This window comes from Porphyromonas canoris (genome assembly GCF_000765975.1).
Classification (GTDB): Bacteria; Bacteroidota; Bacteroidia; order Bacteroidales; family Porphyromonadaceae; genus Porphyromonas_A; species Porphyromonas_A canoris.
Genome location: NZ_JQZX01000013.1, coordinates 111,318 through 129,220, shown reverse-complemented (window position 1 = coordinate 129,220; position 17,903 = coordinate 111,318). Strand labels below are relative to the sequence as shown.

Genomic DNA, 17,903 nt, shown 5'->3' with positions numbered 1-17,903 from the left:
CCGACCAAAAACTATTTTCGGGTCAATAGTTTCTAAGTTTTAGACCAATAGTAATCAAACTTTTCTCAAGTGGATCCGAGAGCAAAACGGCTAAGTCTTCAGAAGGAAAAAAGAAGATCTCCAAGTAAAGCCACCAAGATGCAGAAGAAAAGCCCCTAAAGTTTCGGAACAAACGCACTATTCAACGACATGATTGCAGGACAGCATACCCGGATTTTGTCCTAAATAGGGGCTAAACATTTCATCTCAGACTATTGATTTTTGTTGCCTTTTTCCGTTACTTTGTCATGAGACGAAGAGACGACAGATCATAGGGGGAAGGAGAAGTTTCTGCTCCTCTTCGAACAAAAAAATGGTTTAATTCAACAAAATATTATTCTGCAATTATGTCACTATTTGGAGCAATCAAAGAGAAAGTTTTCAAAGAATTTATTGACATCATCGAGTGGACGGACTCTAGCTCGGATACAATGATCTGGCGATTTCCTCGCTATCAAGCCGAAATTAAAAACGGGGCGCAGCTTACCGTTAGAGAGACACAGTTGGCTGTGCTGGTGAATGAAGGTCAGTTTGCCGACGTATTCCAGCCGGGAAGACATGAGCTTACAACTCAAAACATGCCCATCCTGACCACTCTTAAGGGATGGAAATACGGCTTCAACTCACCGTTCAAAGTGGACGTTTACTTCGTCAATACAAAAGAGTTTCTGAACCAACGCTGGGGAACATCCAATCCTATCATGATGAGAGACCCCGAATTTGGTCCCATCAGGCTGCGGGCTTTCGGCTCTTTTAATATCCGCATCCAGTCTGATCCGATACCTTTCATCCGAAAAGTGCTGGGAACGAACGAACACTTCACAACAGAAGGTATCCGCGAACAGCTGCGCAACTTCGTTATCACAAAGTTTAGCGACTATTTGGGCGAATCCAAAATCGCTGCGCTTGATCTGGCCGCAAATCTCAATGAGTTCTCCCAAAGCCTTTTCGATAAACTCTGTGAGGACTTCGCAGATTATGGTTTGGATCTGACAAAGTTCCTCATCGAAAACATATCTCTGCCCGAAAGCGTGGAACAAGCCCTCGATCGTCGTACAAGCATGGGCGTGATAGGAAACATGAATGCTTACACCCAAATGCAGTTTGCAGACTCTCTCGAAAAAGGAGCAGTACATGGCGGATCTCCGGCTGGAGATGCAATGGGAATGGGAATGGGCTTTGCGATGGCATCACAGATGGCCAACCAAGTGAGCCAAGGTTTGTCAGCCACGCCTTCCGGTCAGGTAACCGGTGCTATGCCTCCTCCTGTACCGGGAGCAGTACTCTATCACGTGGCTCTGGATGGTAAGCCGCAAGGACCTTTCTCCAAAGAAGAACTCATCCGGATGCGCGAAGCAGGATCTTTACCTCCTGACAGCTTAGTCTGGACAGCAGGGATGTCGGACTGGGCATTTGCTTCTTCCATCCCGGCTCTGAATGAACTTTTTGGAGCAACCCCTCCTCCACTTCCTAAGGAGTAAAGATGTGCAACAGAAAGATTTCATGATCAAACACGATGGATATGGTAGAGATCGAGATTGATGATGCCTTGCAGACAAAGTGTGAGGGATGTGGAAGCTACACACGTTTCGACCCCGAAAGTCAAGCTCTCAAGTGTCTGAACTGCGGTTTTACTCAAGCTTTAAACCTGACTCCCGGAAAGATTGTCGAAAATGATTTTGAGTATTGGGCGACTCATTTCGATGAAGGGAAGAAGGAGAAAGATACTGAAACGGAAAGCCTCCTGAAAGTAAGACAGGTGAGGTGTAAGCAGTGTGGAGCAAAGACATCTATGCCTCCGAACACCAGCGGTATGAGTTGCGCGTTCTGCAGTACTCCTCTTATATTGAGTGAAGCAGGCCTTCAATCGACTTGGTTTCCGAACTATGTTCTACCCTTCTCCATCACCGAAAAGAGAAGCCAAGAGAGTTTTAGGAAATGGATAGGCTCCCGTTGGTTTTTGCCGAACAAGGTCAAAAGAGGAGATATAGCAACCGACTCCTTCAAGGGGATCTATCTCCCATTCTGGAGCTATGACGCCGACACCGAGACCCAATATACCGGAGAGCGTGGTATAGACAGGACTGAGGTGGATAAAGATGAGAAAGGGAACATACGGCATAGAACCGTGACAGACTGGTACTATACTTTCGGAGGTGTCAGCCATAGCTTTGACGATCTATTGGTACCGGCATCTCATACATTACCCAAGAGTTTGGTGAACGATCTCACTCATTGGGATACTAAGAACTGCCTGCCGTATAGCTATGAATACATTGCCGGATTTATCACAGAGATATACCAACAAGATTTTCGTGAAAGTATATCGGAAGCAAAAATGAAGATGGAAGCAGAACTTGAGCAAATGGTTCGGAATGACATCGGAGGCGATCGTCAGCGAATCCATTCTATGGATACGGAATATAGCAATGTTATGTTCAAGCTCATGCTTCTGCCTCTATGGATAAGTGCTTTCAAGTACAACGGCAAGCTCTATCAGTTTGTGGTGAATGGTAGGACAGGAGAAGTAGCCGGTAACTACCCCAAGAGCTTTGTAAAGATATTCTTCTTCATACTGGGGATCTTGCTAATAATAGCTATTTTCTATTTCCTCAGCGGAAAGGCGTGATACCTATTCTACTCCTGACACAGTCTCTGTAACAGATAGTAACAAGAATAATAGGTGCTGCTTGACAGTTTTTAGTGGTTGTGAAACCAATAAAGGATTGTTGAGCAGCACTATTTTGTAAATAAAACACTTTGAAGAATAGAAGTAAGGGAGGTAAAGCAATCACTTTTTTCTAACCAGCCCCGCAATGCGCCCATAAAAAGACGAGCGTTCTATCACTCCGGATGTTATGATAAGTGTTACGGCAGAGAGGATAAACAGAATACCGGAAAATGTGAAAGTATAAATCGGTTCGTCAAACACAATAATTCCGACCGCCACGGCAGTCAGAGGCTCCATTGCTCCCAACACAGAAGTAGCGGTAGAACCAATGGAGCGTATGGCAACAACTAAAGCAAGATTGGAAAGCACTGTTGGAATGAGAGCCAAACCTGCAATATTAAGCCATCCGTCAAGCTGAGGAATGTGAGCAAGTCCGCCTTGGGTAAGATTCTCTATAATCAAAACCATTCCTGCTGCGAGGATCATCACCCAAAGGGTAAGCACAGAACCGGAAACACTTTTAGTGGGGAAGTGTTGAACTATTACAATATAAAGCGCATAGGCAAGAGCAGATAGAGCTACGATGATAAGACCAAATGTTTCTACACCTCCACTTCCCTCTCCCCAGACATCCATAATAAATGACACGCCCAATATTGCCATGATAATGGCAAGTAAAGAGACAGGCGAGATGCGCTGGCGGTAGAATATAGCTAAGATAAGAACTAAAAATACAGGATAAAGGAAGTGTATCACTGTGGCTACTCCAGACGGCATGTAGTAAAATCCCCAGAAAAGAAACATAGCTGAGCCAACATACATCATGGCAAGAGCGAATACACTGGGAATTGCTTTCTTCGGCACTTTAAGATTTTTCTTCCTGAAGAAAGACAATAAGCCAATGATGAGTGCGGAAAAAAGAAAACGGTAAAAGATAATGGTACCTTTAGAAACACCCATCTCCATAACCGGAAGAGTAAAGAAAGGTATCAATCCAAAAGATGCTGAGGCAAATATACCAATGATCCATCCTCTGGCTAATTGCCATACAGAGCCTTTACCTTTTTGTATTACTTGTTCCATGACATTTATCGTTGTGAAATAGTTGCGCGTTTACCATAGTTAAGATCAATGTAAATGGGAAAATGATCCGAATATCCGCCGGTATAGAATCCCCCGGATAAGAAGCGGAAAGGCCTGGGAATACTAAATCTTTTATCTTGCAAAAAGAGAGGAGCGTAAACTTGTGCTTTCGGACTCTCTATACAAAGAGTTTCGGACTCTGACGAGACAAGAGAAGAAGAAACAATAATGTGATCCGGAGCCCAACCTTTACCTTGAAAATAATGTGAGTAGAGCCCTCTATTAGAAAACTCTTTACAGAGATGTAGTAAAGAATCTGATAAAAGAAGTGCTGCGGGATCTGTTGGATCTTCGTTGGCATCTCCCATGATTATTATTTTGGCTTTAGGCTTCCGAGATATTAGATCGCTGAGATGATTACGAATATTCTTTGCTGCTAAAATCCGCTTCTGTTCACTCTCTCTTACACCTCCTCTTCTCGATGGAAGATGGATAGCATAAAGGTGAAGAGAGTCTTTATCAGCCGTCATAGTACCTCTTCTATAGCTAAACAATGTTTCGAGGACGAGGTAAAGCGTATGACGCCCGGGGAAATGTGAAGTATCGGCAACAGAGTAGTTAGGAATATCCTCTCTTCCTATCTTCCTAAACAATCTTCTATCCCACGCAATAGCAACATTGATACCTCTACTATCTTTCCCATTAGTTATATCAAAATTAAAATAGGGGGAACCATCTATATCGTGCTTTGTCCTATATAGTAACTCTTCTACCACTCTACTGTTTTCTACTTCACTAAAAGCTATAATACCGGGAAGTTCCCAACCATTGATACTATTGAGTACCGTAGAAATATTGGATAGTTTTCTCTGATACCTTGCTCCATTCCATTTATATTCGCCAGCGGGAGAAAAGGCATGATCTGCATAGGAACTCGAAGGTATCGTATCAAACAAATTCTCTACATTATAACTAACGACTCTAATCCTTTCGGGAGGAGACCATGAGACAAAAAGAAAAAATAGAAAAAGACCCGATAGCAACAATATAAGGTAATGTTTGCTACCGAGTCTTTTCATATCTCTATTATTGCGTTTACAAAAACGCAGTAAAATCTTGGTTCACTTATTTCTTAGGAGCATGTTTCAACACCTCAAGAAGGTGATCCCACCACATCTTTACGGTTACAATCTCAAGTCTTTCATTGGGAGAGTGAACGTCCCTCATAGTAGGTCCAAAAGATACCATATCCAGATGAGGATATTTTTCCTTGAACAAGCCACACTCAAGACCGGCGTGGATGGCCTTCACTTCTGGAGACTTACCAAAAAGCCTTTCATAAGTTTCTTTTGCGACTTTGAGTATTTCAGAGTCGATGTTTGGCTCCCAGCCCGGATAACCATCTCTTTCAACAACCTCTGCACCTGCCAACTCAAATACTGCACGTACAGTTTGACCTGCCGCACGTTTGAGAGATTCAGTACTACTGCGTTGACTGGTTTCCACAAGAATCTGTTTTTCTTCTTCTCTGATCTTAATAGAGGCAAGATTATTTGAAGTTTCCACAAGACCTTCAATAGCATGACTCATACCTAAAACACCATGAGGACAAGCAATCAATGCTGAAAGAAGGAAATACTTAGTATCCTCATCTATAATATACTCCGGTTTATCTGTTGTAGATACAGTAAGAGTAACACCCGGATCCACAGCCTTAAGTTCATTGTGAACATCTGCGGCAAATTCGTTTGCAAAGATGGTTACTTGCTCTTTCAACTCGGAAGGAATACCTATGATAGCATAAGCTTCACGTGGAATGGCATTATGGAGATTACCTCCTCTAATATCTGCCAAAGTCCAATCTTCTGTAATATCATTAAGACCTACAAGATATCTTGCCAAGATCTTATTGGCATTTCCAAGTCCTACATGAATATCTCCACCGGAGTGTCCTCCACGAAGGCCTTTTATATCAACACGCAAATATGTTTTATCTGGACAAGCATAGCCCTTTTGGTAGTCAAAGTAAGCTATCTGTCCCATACCTCCTGCGCAACCGATGAACAACTCGCCTTCATCCTCGCTATCCAAGTTGAGAAGGATATGAGAATCTATAAAGCCCTCCTTAAGTTCCATAGCTCCCGTAAGACCTGTCTCTTCGTCCACTGTGAACAGACACTCAATAGGACCATGCTCAATATCATCAGAAGCCAGTATTGCCAACTCTGCTGCGACACCGATACCATTATCAGCTCCGAGAGTCGTACCTTTAGCTTTCAACCAACCATCAACAATCTCTGTCTGGATAGCATCATTCTCAAAGTCAAACACAACATCACTGTTCTTCTCACAAACCATATCAATATGGCTCTGCATGCAAACAGACTTTCTGTCTTCATAACCGGGAGTAGCTGCTTTTTTAATAACAATATTGCCTACGTGGTCTTTCTTGTACTCCAAGTTGTGTTCCTTGGCAAATGCCTCAAGATATGCGATTATCTTGCCTTCTTTCTTCGATGGACGTGGCACTTTTGTGATTTCTTCAAAGTAGTGCCAAATAATTCTTGGGTTCAGTGTATTCATAAATAAATGATTAATTTTGGTTTGTCGTTGGATGACAACTATTAGTCGGATTATTTTCCATCTCAAAAGTACAAAAAAATATGTCAACTCTCTTACTTATATCGATCGTTATCGTCCTTATTTCAGTTCTTTTACTGGGGATCAATGTCTTTTTCACTAAAACAAGACGATTCCCATCTTCTCATGTCGGGGCACAACCTGCTCTAAGAGAGAAAGGGCTCTCTTGCCATAGAGAGCAGCATGCAGATGACTCTGAGAGGAAAAATTTGGAAGAACGCATTAAAGAAGAGGATAATGATGACCAAATAAATTAGATTATATGAGAGATATATTGTATCTTCGCACGCAGATTCCTTTGTTGGTCAATATTATATGTACAACAAGAAGGAATTGGGAGTTAAGATATATAACGTATAAACGCTTACGATGAAAAATTTCAATTACATTTCAACAGCCATATTGGCTATAGCGGTTGTGGTACTATTTGGGCTGCATTTCTCTGGGAACAAAAGTGTTAATAGCTCAACTCAAGAGATTGGCATGGGAGATTCTACTGCTGTTGAAGCGGTAACAATGCCTATTGCTTACATCAATGTGGACACTATTCTTGTTCACTATCATCTCTCTAAAGAGCTTAACGAGCAGATGGTTCGTCGTGCGGAATCTGCACAAGCGACATTGAATCAGCGTCTAAAATCTTTTGAGGCTGAAGCTGCGGAGTTTCAAAGAAAAGCACAAAACCAAGCGTTCTTATCTCCACAGAGTGCAGAACAACAACGTAATAATCTGATGAAGCGTCAAGCAGAATTGGAGCAGCTTCAACAAAAGCTTTCTGTAGAGTTTCAACAACAACAGTTGGAAACGAACACGGTTTTGAGAGATACCATCATGTCTCAGTTGGCTGCATTCAACAAGACGATGGGGATACAAGTGATCTTCTCCAATACGATGAATGATAATATCTTGCTTTCGGACAAGAAGTACGATATAACGGCTAAGTTCCTGGAGTATCTCAACAGCAATCATACTCCGGCTACGGCTGAAAAGAAATAACAGACAAAATCAAAAGCTTTATAAAAAGGGAACGACCTCTTTATCCGATCGGACAAAGAGGTCGTTCCCTTTTCAACATAGCAGATAAATCGCTATCTCATTGTCTTCTCCTGTCTGATTTTATAGCCTTTCATCTGCACATCCTTCATTACACGCAGAAAGTTGTGTCCCCATACTTTCATGAGCTCTTCGGTAGAGAATCCTCTGCGAAGCATTTCGATGGTCAATCGTTTCATTGCAGAAGCATCTCTGCAGCCGATCACCTCCCCATCGCCATCAAAATCGGAGCCGATACCGACATGGTCTATCCCGACAAGCTCTCTGATATGTTCGACATGATCTATCACATGAAGCAGAGAGGCCTCGTTTGAAGGTTCATATACAAATCCCTTGTACATACAGACCTGCACAACACCGCCGCATTCGGCTATGGCTTTGATCTGATCATCGTACAAATTTCTGGGATGATCGCAGATTGCCCGTGCACCGGAATGCGATGCGATGATGGGAGACGTGCTCACCTCAAGGACATCTTCTATGGTTCTGATACCGGCGTGAGAGACATCCACCATAACGCCCCAAGTGTTCATTTGTCGGACCACTTCTCGTCCGAGGGAGCTGAGTCCGTTATGCGTATGGTTGCTTCGCGATGCACTGTCGCAGATTGCGTTATCTCCATTATGACAGAGCGTGATGTACTTCACTCCCATCTTTGCAAACTCTTCCACCTTGTCCGGATCTCCTCCCAGTGCATAGCCGTTTTCTATTCCGAGTATGATGCTTTTGCGGTTGTTCTCCTTATTGACATACAAGTCTTTTGACGAGAAAGCGAGCCGGGCAGCTCCTCCGCTGTTCTTGACTGCCGTCTTCAGCTTTCGGATCCGTTCCAGAGCATACTCATAAGCCTTCGCGTGCCCTTCCGGTGAGATTTCTCCTTGCGGAAGATAAGCCACCATCACTGCGGCATCCAGATTTCCGGCTCTCATCTTGGGGAGATCCACCAACGCTTTATCACTCAGGGCGGTCAGGTCGTAAGGTTCGTCATTCTTGAAGAGCATCGGTGTGTCCGTATGCGAGTCGAGAGTAAGATGTTTGCCATGAAAAGTACGAGCTTCGGCATACAGTGTAGCCTCTTTGACAAGGAAAGAGAACAGGGCGGCTTGCTCTTCGGACTCTCCTTCGGACACCATTGCCTCCGGATGCCACTGTACTCCCATGGCGTTATGTTCCGGATAGGCGTCTATCGCCTCCACTATTCCGTCCCTTGCCGTGGCGCAGACGCGGATGCTTTTGCCCAACCGTCCCACCGCCTGATGGTGAAAAGAGTTGACATAGATACTCTCCTGTGCTCCGAAAACATCTGAAAGTCGGCTCTTCTTCTCCATACTTACCGAGTGCCAGGGTTCGCTCCGGTGCGATGTCTGTACATGAAGGACTCCCTCCTGCTCGCAGGCGGAAGGAATATCTTGTATCATCGAACCTCCGAGCACGACATTCAGCAGCTGCATTCCGCGACAGATGCCAAGCAGCGGGATACCGCGTTCGAGAGCCGTGATGACCACTGCCATGTCGAAGGCGTCCTTCACCCAGTCCGCCGCTCCGAGCTTCGGATGGGGCTCTTCTCCATACCAAAGCGGATGAGCGTCCGCTCCTCCCGTCACGAGGATTCCATGACATCGCTCCACGGCCTGCACCGTTGCCTCCGTATCGTTGGAGTAGGGTATGATGTAAGGTGCGCCTCCGCTGCGGATCACCGCCTTTATGTAGTTGTCTCTCAACTCCTGATCCACGCCGGCATGATTGGCAGTGATTCCGATCAGCGGCTTTTTATCCTCCGATCCCACCGTGAGTCTTCTCACTTTCTCACGCAAAGCCGCGAGATTTGCAAACTCTATTCCTCTGTTATTTTTCATATCGGACTACTGATTTTTTCATTATCCCATGCTCTTTCTGCAAAGATAGCATTTACATCTCTTAGTTATGACCCGAAGCAGAGATTCGTTCCTCTCCGGCGGCTGATAAACAGGGTTGATGAGGGGGATGATTCACGGCCTCCTGTCCGGTCATGATCAAAACCGAGCCGAATCATTACCCTTCGGGAAAAAGGAGCAAAAATTTTTGTCAATTCTTATTGAGCAATAACCGTATTGTAAACGGTGAATAATCCGGCTGATAATGATCAAAAACTGATTTCTTACTTACCAATTCTATATTTCTCGCCGTGAAACCAATATTTCACGGCGAGAAACCAATATTTCACGGCGAGAAACTAATATTTCACGGCGAGAAATATAGAATTGATAATTAACAATAGAACTTTTGATTGGCAACTTTTTAATTTTTAATCACTGGAAATGGAGCTTCCGAACGGCAGCTTTCGGGGTGCAGATCATTGGAAATAGAGCTTCCGAACGGCAGCTTTCGGGGTGCAGATCACGGGAAATAGAGCTTCCGAACGGCAGCTTTCGGGGTGTAGATCATTGGAAATGGAGCTTCCGAACGGCAGCTTTCGGGGTGCAGATCATTGGAAATGGAGCTTCCGAACGGCAGCTTTCGGGGTGCAGATCATTGGAAATAGAGCTTCCGAACGGCAGCTTTCGGGGTNCATTGGAAATGGAGCTTCCGAACGGCAGCTTTCGGGGTGCAGATCATTGGAAATAGAGCTTCCGAACGGCAGCTTTCGGATTATCTCTTTATCGCTTTTCAACCATTGTACGGGCACAAACATCCGTTCGAGAAGAAGATCCGGGCTTGACGAAAAGCTGTTGAGCCAAAGGAGATTCAGTCTCAAGAAGAGAAAAAAGATGATGCAAAGAGAGCTCGGAAAGAAGATCTTCGAGAAAAGGAAAGGTGCCGGAAAGGCTCCGAACAGGAGGATGCGGGCATTTTTTATTAAGTTTGTCCTCATGAAATATTTGGAAGAGATCTCGGAGTTTCGCTCCTCTCCGGAGCTTGTGGAGAAGCTGTACAGGTACGGCATATTGAAAGTTTATGAGGCGGGCAGCGTTATTCTGAATGAGAATGCGCACATCCGCTCTATCCCGATCGTGATGAAAGGCGTGATGAAGGTGTTGCGCACGGAGGAAGACGGCAGGGAGATTCTGCTCTATTATATCCGTGCGGGAGAGAGCTGCATCATGTCTTTCCTCGGAGGTCTGCACCATGAGACGAGCAAAGTACGGGTGGAGATCGAGGAGGACGCGGAGATCCTCTTCCTTCCGGTAGACAAGGTTTCGCTCTTTATGAGGGAACATCCGGAGTGGCTGGATTATATCTTCCGCTCTTATCATAAGCGGTTCGAGGAGCTGTTGGAAACAGTCAATGCCATCGCCTTCAAGAGAATGGACGAACGTCTGCTGGATCTGATCCGGAAGAAGGTAGAGCTGACCGGAAACAACACGATCCAGATCACTCACGAACAGCTTGCCGGCGAGCTGGGGACTGCAAGAGCCGTGGTCTCGCGCCTGCTCAAACAGCTCGAAGAGGCAGGCATCGTGCGGCTGGGGCGCAACAAGATTTCCGTTGTGTGACTAAAGTAGCTGTGAGAACCGGCAAAGATGGCGACCTTTGTTCCATGATAAAACAGAAGAGTTTATGTATGTAATAGGTTATCTGGCATCCGTCTTGATCGGTCTTTCTCTCGGACTCATCGGGGGCGGAGGAAGTATTCTGACCGTCCCGGTCCTTGTCTATCTGTTTGGCGTGAATCCCGTCTTGGGCACAGCCTATTCTCTTTTCATTGTGGGAGCCACGAGTGCCGTGGGGAGCGTCTCGTACTTCCGTCGTTCGCTGGTGGATGTGCGGACGGCTGTGGTGTTCGGCATTCCGTCCATCGTATCGGTCTTTCTGACAAGAGCCTATATCATTCCCGCCATCCCGCAGGAGATCTTGAGAGTGGGCGGCTTCGTGCTTGACAAGAGTATGTTCCTGATGCTTCTGTTTGCGGTACTGATGCTTGCAGCCTCAATCAGCATGATCAGACCGGGAGGCAAAAGGGAGAGCAAGGCAGATAACGGTCGCAAGTTCGGACGCTTTCCTTATCTTCTGATCCTGATCGAAGGCGCCGTGGTAGGCTCGCTCACCGGTCTTGTCGGCGCAGGTGGCGGCTTCCTGATCATTCCCGCCTTGGTGGTGCTCGGGGGGCTTCCCATGAAACAAGCCATCGGTACTTCCCTGGTGATCATATCCGCCAAGTCTCTTCTCGGATTCCTCGGAGAGAGTAATTTCCCGGGACTCGACCGGACTCTCTTGTTGTCGGTTACCGGATTCGCAATAGTCGGAATATTCATCGGGATGAAGCTGTCTCAGTACATTGATGGAGCAAAACTGAAACCGGCTTTCGGCTGGTTCGTCTTCGTGATGGGAATATATATCATCCTGAAGGAGACAATCTTCGCATAAGTAAACGTTGTGTGACTAAAGTAGCTGTACAAGAGAAGAAATAGCTGCATCTTTGTATCGTTAAGCAAATATTCAAGCATTCAACAACCATGAAAGTAGAACAAATTTATACAGGATGCCTTGCTCAGGGCGCATACTACATCACCTCAATGGGGGAAGCTGCCATCATCGACCCTCTCCGTGAAGTGGCTCCATACCTCGAGAGACTAAAGCGTGACGGGGTACAACTGAAGTATATACTGGAAACCCATTTCCATGCCGACTTTGTGAGCGGACACCTCGACCTGAGTCGTGCAACGGGAGCACCGATCATCTACGGACCGACAGCCAAACCGGAGTTTGATGCCATCGTTGCGGAAGATAACCAAGTCTTCCAATTGGGTAAAGCCAAAATCAAAGTGCTCCACACTCCGGGACACACCATGGAAAGCTCCTGCTTCCTTCTTATAGACGAAGAGGGACATGAGACAGCTCTTTTCAGTGGAGACACACTCTTCCTTGGAGATGTCGGCAGACCGGATCTTGCACAAAAGGCGGCGAATCTGACCCAAGAAGAGCTGGCAGGTCTGCTCTATGATAGTCTCTATAACAAGATTCTTCCCCTATCGGACGATATAACGGTCTATCCGGCTCACGGTGCAGGATCGGCATGCGGAAAGAATATGATGAAAGAGACAGTGGACAGCCTTGGAAACCAAAAAAAGGTCAATTATGCCCTTAACCAACCCAGCAAAGAAGCATTCATAGCATCGGTAATAGAAGGCTTACTCCCTCCTCCTGCCTATTTCGGAGGAAATGTTGCCATGAACAAGCAAGGGTACGATAGTATCGAAACCGTACTGGAGAGAGGTTTGTCTGCACTCTCGGCTGAAGATTTTGAGACAATGGCAGAAAGATCCGGAGCACTCATCCTCGATACGAGAGCTCCCGGTACATTTGCGCAGGGCTTCATCCCTCGCTCTATCAACATAGGTATAGATGGCGACTTTGCTCCATGGGTCGGTACAATGATCGTTGACGTCAAACAGCCTCTACTCCTCGTAACTGATGCCGGACGAGAAGAAGAAGTGATCACAAGACTGAGCCGCGTGGGCTTTGATAACGTACTTGGCTATCTGGACGGAGGTTTCGATACATGGAGAGCTTCGGGCAAAGAGACAGACCGGGTGGAACGCATCACTGCGGAAGAGTTTGCACAACGATTCGATTCAGGAAAGACTCTCGTGATAGATGTCCGCAAAGAGAGCGAATACGCATCAGAGCACGTGGAAGAGGCTTACAGCCGTCCGCTCGCCTATATCAACGATTGGATTTCCGACCTTCCTCAAGACCAACACTTCTATATCCACTGTGCAGGCGGATACCGTAGCATGATCGCATCAAGCATTCTGTTAGCGAGAGGCTATCGCAACTTTACCGACATTGAAGGTGGCTTTGGCAGCATAGCACAAACAGACATCCCTAAAACCGATTTTGTATGTCAAAGCAGAACATCAAAAAGATAATATCATTTCCCTTACTTATAATTATAGCATTTCTCATGTTTGGATTACTAAAGAACCTATTCTCTCAGCCTGACGATCAGGCTCTCACAGAAGCCATCCGCTCCGGAGCTTTCCTTGTAGACGTACGTACTTCGGGCGAGTTTGCATCCGGCTCTGTTTCCGGAGCTGTGAACATTCCGTTGGATCAGATAGAGGCTCGAATCAACGAGTTCAAAGACAAGAAAACCATTATAGTATTCTGTCGCAGTGGCAATAGAAGCAGTCAGGCTAAAAGCATTCTCGAACGCAGCGGCTTCACCAATGTCCTCAATGGTGGCACTTGGGAACATGTCGCATCTCTCAAAGGCAACAAATAACACCAATTTCATAAGCTCGGCATTCTTTCGAGACACACTCTCGAACCGGTTCCTCCGAACCATCCTCCATAACACCGAGTCATAAACCAAGGATCTCTTGCCTTGTCTCTCTCAGATATTCTGAGTTGCACGACATGGGCAAGAGATCCTCTTTGTTATCTATCTTTTCAAAAAGCTTTTATTTGTTTTTAGAGGTTTGATTTGGATTTAACTGCTTTCCCCTATTCCCATGCACCTGAGAATATTGTCTGTTAACTCCATCTGTTCCTTTATTGGCGTTAATTTGATTTGAATGATTTTGTTGAGGGGTGATTTTTTTGCTCATTGTAATAAGTTGTTGATTGAATTATAAATATACTCTTCTTATAAAAGACCTTTTTTCATTATGGGATTAAATATACCTTCTCCTATATCTTCCAACAAAGAAGAGATTTTCTAAGCAATTTTCAAAATATCCTCACACATCAACAAATAAAATAAAACCTCCCGATTTCAAAATGAAATCAAGAGGTTTACATTGCGCTACTTTTTTACTGTGGTGCCACCAGGAATCGAACCGGGGACACAAGGATTTTCAGTCCTTTGCTCTACCAACTGAGCTATGGCACCATCACTTGATCGTGATTCGCTTGCAAAGGTAGATCTTTTTTTTGAATCTCCAAATGTTTCGCCCATTTTTCTTCATTTTTTTCTGTTGAAATGGCTATTTTCTGCCTTTTCTATATCTTTATGCCCTGCATAACAGAAAGAAGAGAAAGAGAAAGATGGATAAGTTGCGCCCCATTATGTTTGTCGGAACAGGTTCGGATGTCGGGAAGTCGGTTGTAAATGCCGGTTTCTGTCGTGTATTCTTACAGGATGGCTACTCGCCTGCTCCGTTCAAAGCACAAAACATGTCTCTGAACAGCTATGCCACGCCGGATGGTTTGGAGATAGGGCGTGCACAAGCAGCTCAAGCAGAAGCGTGCGGACTGGCATGCTCGGTGGAGATGAATCCGATACTTCTCAAGCCGAGCGGCAATCTCACTTCGCAGGTGATTGTGAATGGGAAGCCGTGTGGCAATGCTACGGCAAAGAGCTATTTTCGAGGCAACTTCCGTCAAGATCTTTTCGAGCATGTTCTCACGGCTTATCACAAATTGGAGCAGAAGCATAACCCTATCGTGATAGAGGGAGCAGGGAGCATTTCCGAGCTCAACCTGAAAGATAAAGACATTGTCAATATGCGAGTTGCCGTGGCAACCCGGGCAGCCACTTACCTTGTAACGGACATAGACCGGGGAGGGGTGTTTGCAAGTGTTTATGGCAGTATCATGCTTCTGCCTCCGGAAGAGAGAGCCTGCATAAAGGGCGTTATCATCAACAAGTTCAGAGGCGATATCTCTCTATTCGATGAGGGGAAAAAGATCATCAAAGAGCTTACCGGCGTACCCGTTGTAGGCGTTTTGCCTTACGCCCCGGATATATACATCGAGCAGGAAGACAGCGTTGTTCTGGAACGTTTGCAGACCAAATCGAAAGAGGGAAAAATCAACATCGGGGTGGTTCGACACAAACTCTTCTCCAACTTTACCGACTTCGATATGCTCTCGCAGATACCCGAAATCAACCTTTACTTCTCCGAAGACCCCATGGAGATAGCCAAAGCGGACATCATCATCATTCCCGGTTCAAAAAATACCATTGCAGACTTGGAACGTATGCACGAAAACGGCATGGCGGAAGTGATATTGAACCATCACAAAGCAGGCAAATCTCTCTATGGTATATGCGGTGGATACCAGATGATGGGCAGGAGCGTTCAAGATCCTCTCCATATCGAGGGTGAGCAGGAATACACCAACGGCTTGGGCATTCTTCCCGTAGATACTATTATAAGTACGGAGAAAAGCACCAAGAGCTGTACGTTCTCGTTCATGAATGAACCCATTCACGGAACGGGTTATGAGATACACATGGGTGTAACGAAAACGGACAAACCTCTCCTCCGAACGAGCCACAATGAAGAGGACGGCTATATTCTGAACTCTCGCACATGGGGTACATATCTTCACGGCATCCTGGATAATGCTTCGGTGATCAACCGTATCATACAGGAAATAGATCCCAACTTCCACACCGACATAGACTACAAAGCAAAGAAAGAAAAGGGTTTCAATGCCCTTGCAGACCTCATACGAACCCACGTGGATATGGACTATATCTACCAAACAATGAAGCAGGAATGATCAACGGACACGGAGACGACTCACATCTATTCGGTCGAGAGAGTCTGCTGGACTTTAGTTCAAACATCCCCTACCGCAACCACTCGGACGCGATCATCGCTCACATCGGAGAGGTACTGCCTCGGATAAAAAACTATCCCGATCCCAATGCTTCAAAGCTTACCTCTCTGCTTGCCCGAAGACAACGGCAAAAGGAGTGCTCGATAGTCGTAACCAACGGCTCCACAGAGGCATTCTACATCACGGCTCAGGCTTACAAAGGGGCAAAAAGCATGGTTGCCATCCCCTCTTTTGCCGAGTACGAAGACGCCTGCACTCGTTTCGGGCATCGGATCTCCTACCTCACATATCCGGAGATTACAGCCAAAGAGGTGAAGCCATACGATATGCTTTGGATGGCTTACCCCAACAATCCGGACGGTTACATCATTCCCACCGATACGCTTACCGATATTCTGGAGCAGTGTCCCGATACGCTTGTCGTGGTAGATACCGCCTACTCCGAACTCTCCCACACTCCCATTCGGATAGATAGCCTTCACAGCTGTTATCCCAACCTTATCACCATCCATTCTCTGACCAAGACGTTCGCCATTCCGGGGCTACGTTTGGGTTACATCGTTGCATCCGAAAAGATAGCCGAGCAGATCTCATCCATGCGTATGCCCTGGTCGGTCAATGCTTTGGCACAGGAAGCAGGATGCTACATCATGGAACATTACGAGGAGCTGCTCCCTCCGTCGGAAGAGCTGATAGCAGAGTGCCGGCTCTTCAGAGGCGAACTTCTGAATGAGATAAACCGGCTGGCGATCTCCCCCACCTCTTCCAACTTTTTTCTGGCATGGCTTCCCAAAGGGGATGCAAAGAGCTTGAAGTCGTACCTGATAGAGCAGCACGGCATCCTTATCCGCAATGCCGACAACTTCAGAGGGCTCTCCCCTCAACATTTCAGAGTATCGGTGCAAGGTCCGGAAGCCAACCGCAGACTGCTCGAAGCTCTTCAGGACTATCTCTCACAGACTTCCATCTAAAACGGCAACCGCCCTCATTTCATGATCTATTCCGTAGCACCTCTTCTTTTAGGCTGGAGCATAGATGCTCTTATAGGTGATCCTTACTCACTCCCACACCCTATCCGGCTCTTCGGAAACCTTATTGCTTTCGGAGAAAAGATACTGAACAGAGGTTCTCATCGCAGGCTCAAAGGGACGCTGTTATCGCTGTTTTTGGTTGGGTTGGTTATCGGAGTCTTTTGGCTGGCAACCTATCTCCTCTCTCCTTATCCCCTGTTCAAAGGCATCTTTGAAGCGATCTTTATTTTCTACGGACTCAGTGCAAGGCAGCTTGTGAAAGAGGCTCTTGCCGTAGAGCACTTTGTCCAAATAGACGATCTTACGGGGGCACGGCACAGAGTGGGCTATATTGTAGGACGAGACACAAGCAACCTCTCGTTCAATCAGATACGCACAGCCACACTGGAGACACTGGCAGAAAATCTCTCGGATGGTGTCGTCGCTCCCCTCTTCTTCTATGCCATTGGGGGCGTTCCGCTTATGATGGGATATAAAATGATAAATACGCTGGACTCCATGATAGGATACAAGAACGAGAGATACGGAGAGTTCGGCTACTTTGCCGCCAAAATCCTGGACGATTGGGCCAACTATCTCCCCGCCCGAATCACTGCAATACTCATCTGGATGCTTCACCCCTCCCGGCAGGTATGGCATCACATCCGGAGGTATGCACGTGCGCACTCCAGCCCCAACAGCGGATACCCGGAGTCTGCCATGGCAGGACTTTTAGGTTGCCGTTTCGGGGGTCCCAATGTCTACCATGGGAAGTTGGTGGAGAAACCATACATAGGAGAGATCGAACGGGACATCACTCACGCAGATCTCATCAGAGGCTGTCGGGTAGTCTCTGTCGTTACACTGCTCAGTGTCGGTATCGTTTGCGGAATACTCCTTCTGCTATGATGGTC

General features: G+C 46.2%; 15 protein-coding genes and 1 tRNA gene. 10 read left to right on the top strand and 6 right to left on the bottom strand.

Going from position 1 to position 17,903, the window contains the following annotated elements; genetic code table 11:
- Positions 1-386 precede the first annotated feature (386 nt).
- Together HQ29_RS08500 and HQ29_RS08495 are read left to right on the top strand one after the other, a co-directional pair.
- Entirely contained in the window at positions 387-1,520 is a 1,134-nt protein-coding gene (locus HQ29_RS08500; RefSeq protein ID WP_036869200.1) for an SPFH domain-containing protein, read from the top strand.
- A gap of 35 nt (positions 1,521-1,555) precedes the next feature.
- Positions 1,556-2,668, top strand: coding sequence for a hypothetical protein (locus tag HQ29_RS08495; RefSeq protein WP_036869198.1), 1,113 nt, complete (start codon positions 1,556-1,558; stop codon positions 2,666-2,668).
- 162 nt (positions 2,669-2,830) lie between these two features.
- Here the strand turns inward: HQ29_RS08495 and HQ29_RS08490 are convergent, their stop codons facing one another.
- The 3 genes from HQ29_RS08490 to HQ29_RS08480 are packed head-to-tail and all read right to left on the bottom strand — an operon-like array spanning position 2,831 to position 6,376.
- Entirely contained in the window at positions 2,831-3,793 is a 963-nt protein-coding gene (locus tag HQ29_RS08490; RefSeq protein ID WP_052090033.1) for a DMT family transporter, read from the bottom strand.
- A gap of 5 nt (positions 3,794-3,798) precedes the next feature.
- Positions 3,799-4,872 (bottom strand): endonuclease/exonuclease/phosphatase family protein, encoded by a 1,074-nt coding sequence (locus HQ29_RS08485; protein WP_036869195.1) that lies wholly within the window; start codon positions 4,870-4,872, stop codon positions 3,799-3,801.
- Positions 4,873-4,918: 46 nt separating this feature from the next.
- Complete coding sequence (locus HQ29_RS08480; protein ID WP_036869193.1) at positions 4,919-6,376, bottom strand: aminoacyl-histidine dipeptidase; 1,458 nt, start codon at positions 6,374-6,376, stop codon at positions 4,919-4,921.
- A 426-nt stretch (positions 6,377-6,802) separates the two neighbouring features.
- On the opposite strand from HQ29_RS08480, the gene HQ29_RS08470 reads away from it, so the two are divergent.
- Positions 6,803-7,429, top strand: coding sequence for an OmpH family outer membrane protein (locus HQ29_RS08470; protein ID WP_036788689.1), 627 nt, complete (start codon positions 6,803-6,805; stop codon positions 7,427-7,429).
- A gap of 92 nt (positions 7,430-7,521) precedes the next feature.
- Here HQ29_RS08470 and HQ29_RS08465 read toward each other — a convergent pair whose 3' ends face one another.
- A complete protein-coding gene (locus HQ29_RS08465) occupies positions 7,522-9,342 on the bottom strand; it encodes a membrane dipeptidase (RefSeq protein ID WP_036869191.1) in 1,821 nt (606 codons plus the stop codon).
- A 573-nt stretch (positions 9,343-9,915) separates the two neighbouring features.
- On the opposite strand from HQ29_RS08465, the gene HQ29_RS10560 reads away from it, so the two are divergent.
- The 4 genes from HQ29_RS10560 to HQ29_RS08445 all read left to right on the top strand — a co-directional run bounded on the left by HQ29_RS10560 (position 9,916) and on the right by HQ29_RS08445 (position 13,691).
- Entirely contained in the window at positions 9,916-10,959 is a 1,044-nt protein-coding gene (locus tag HQ29_RS10560) for a Crp/Fnr family transcriptional regulator (RefSeq protein WP_235318041.1), read from the top strand.
- Positions 10,960-11,023: 64 nt separating this feature from the next.
- A complete protein-coding gene (locus HQ29_RS08455; RefSeq protein WP_036788682.1) occupies positions 11,024-11,830 on the top strand; it encodes a sulfite exporter TauE/SafE family protein in 807 nt (268 codons plus the stop codon).
- 89 nt (positions 11,831-11,919) lie between these two features.
- Positions 11,920-13,335 carry an MBL fold metallo-hydrolase gene (locus HQ29_RS08450; protein WP_036869189.1) on the top strand — a complete coding sequence of 472 codons (1,416 nt, stop codon included), beginning with the start codon at positions 11,920-11,922 and terminating at the stop codon, positions 13,333-13,335.
- A gap of 35 nt (positions 13,336-13,370) precedes the next feature.
- Complete coding sequence (locus HQ29_RS08445) at positions 13,371-13,691, top strand: rhodanese-like domain-containing protein (protein WP_235318040.1); 321 nt, start codon at positions 13,371-13,373, stop codon at positions 13,689-13,691.
- A gap of 178 nt (positions 13,692-13,869) precedes the next feature.
- On the opposite strand, the gene HQ29_RS10470 is transcribed toward HQ29_RS08445, so the two are convergent.
- Both HQ29_RS10470 and HQ29_RS08440 read right to left on the bottom strand, forming a co-directional pair.
- Positions 13,870-14,016 carry a hypothetical protein gene (locus tag HQ29_RS10470; RefSeq protein ID WP_200878525.1) on the bottom strand — a complete coding sequence of 49 codons (147 nt, stop codon included), beginning with the start codon at positions 14,014-14,016 and terminating at the stop codon, positions 13,870-13,872.
- A 211-nt stretch (positions 14,017-14,227) separates the two neighbouring features.
- Positions 14,228-14,300, bottom strand: a tRNA-Phe gene (locus HQ29_RS08440).
- Between the two features lie 155 nt (positions 14,301-14,455).
- Between HQ29_RS08440 and HQ29_RS08435 the strand changes: the two genes are divergently transcribed.
- Genes HQ29_RS08435 through cbiB form a run of 3 tightly spaced genes read left to right on the top strand, consistent with a single transcriptional unit; the run spans position 14,456 to position 17,898 of the window.
- Positions 14,456-15,919, top strand: coding sequence for a cobyric acid synthase (locus HQ29_RS08435; protein ID WP_036869184.1), 1,464 nt, complete (start codon positions 14,456-14,458; stop codon positions 15,917-15,919).
- A complete protein-coding gene (locus HQ29_RS08430; RefSeq protein ID WP_036869181.1) occupies positions 15,916-16,950 on the top strand; it encodes an aminotransferase class I/II-fold pyridoxal phosphate-dependent enzyme in 1,035 nt (344 codons plus the stop codon). Before HQ29_RS08435 ends, HQ29_RS08430 begins: the two co-directional genes overlap by 4 nt.
- A 21-nt stretch (positions 16,951-16,971) precedes the next feature.
- Positions 16,972-17,898 carry an adenosylcobinamide-phosphate synthase CbiB gene (cbiB, locus tag HQ29_RS08425; RefSeq protein ID WP_036869179.1) on the top strand — a complete coding sequence of 309 codons (927 nt, stop codon included), beginning with the start codon at positions 16,972-16,974 and terminating at the stop codon, positions 17,896-17,898.
- Positions 17,899-17,903: the final 5 nt, after the last annotated feature.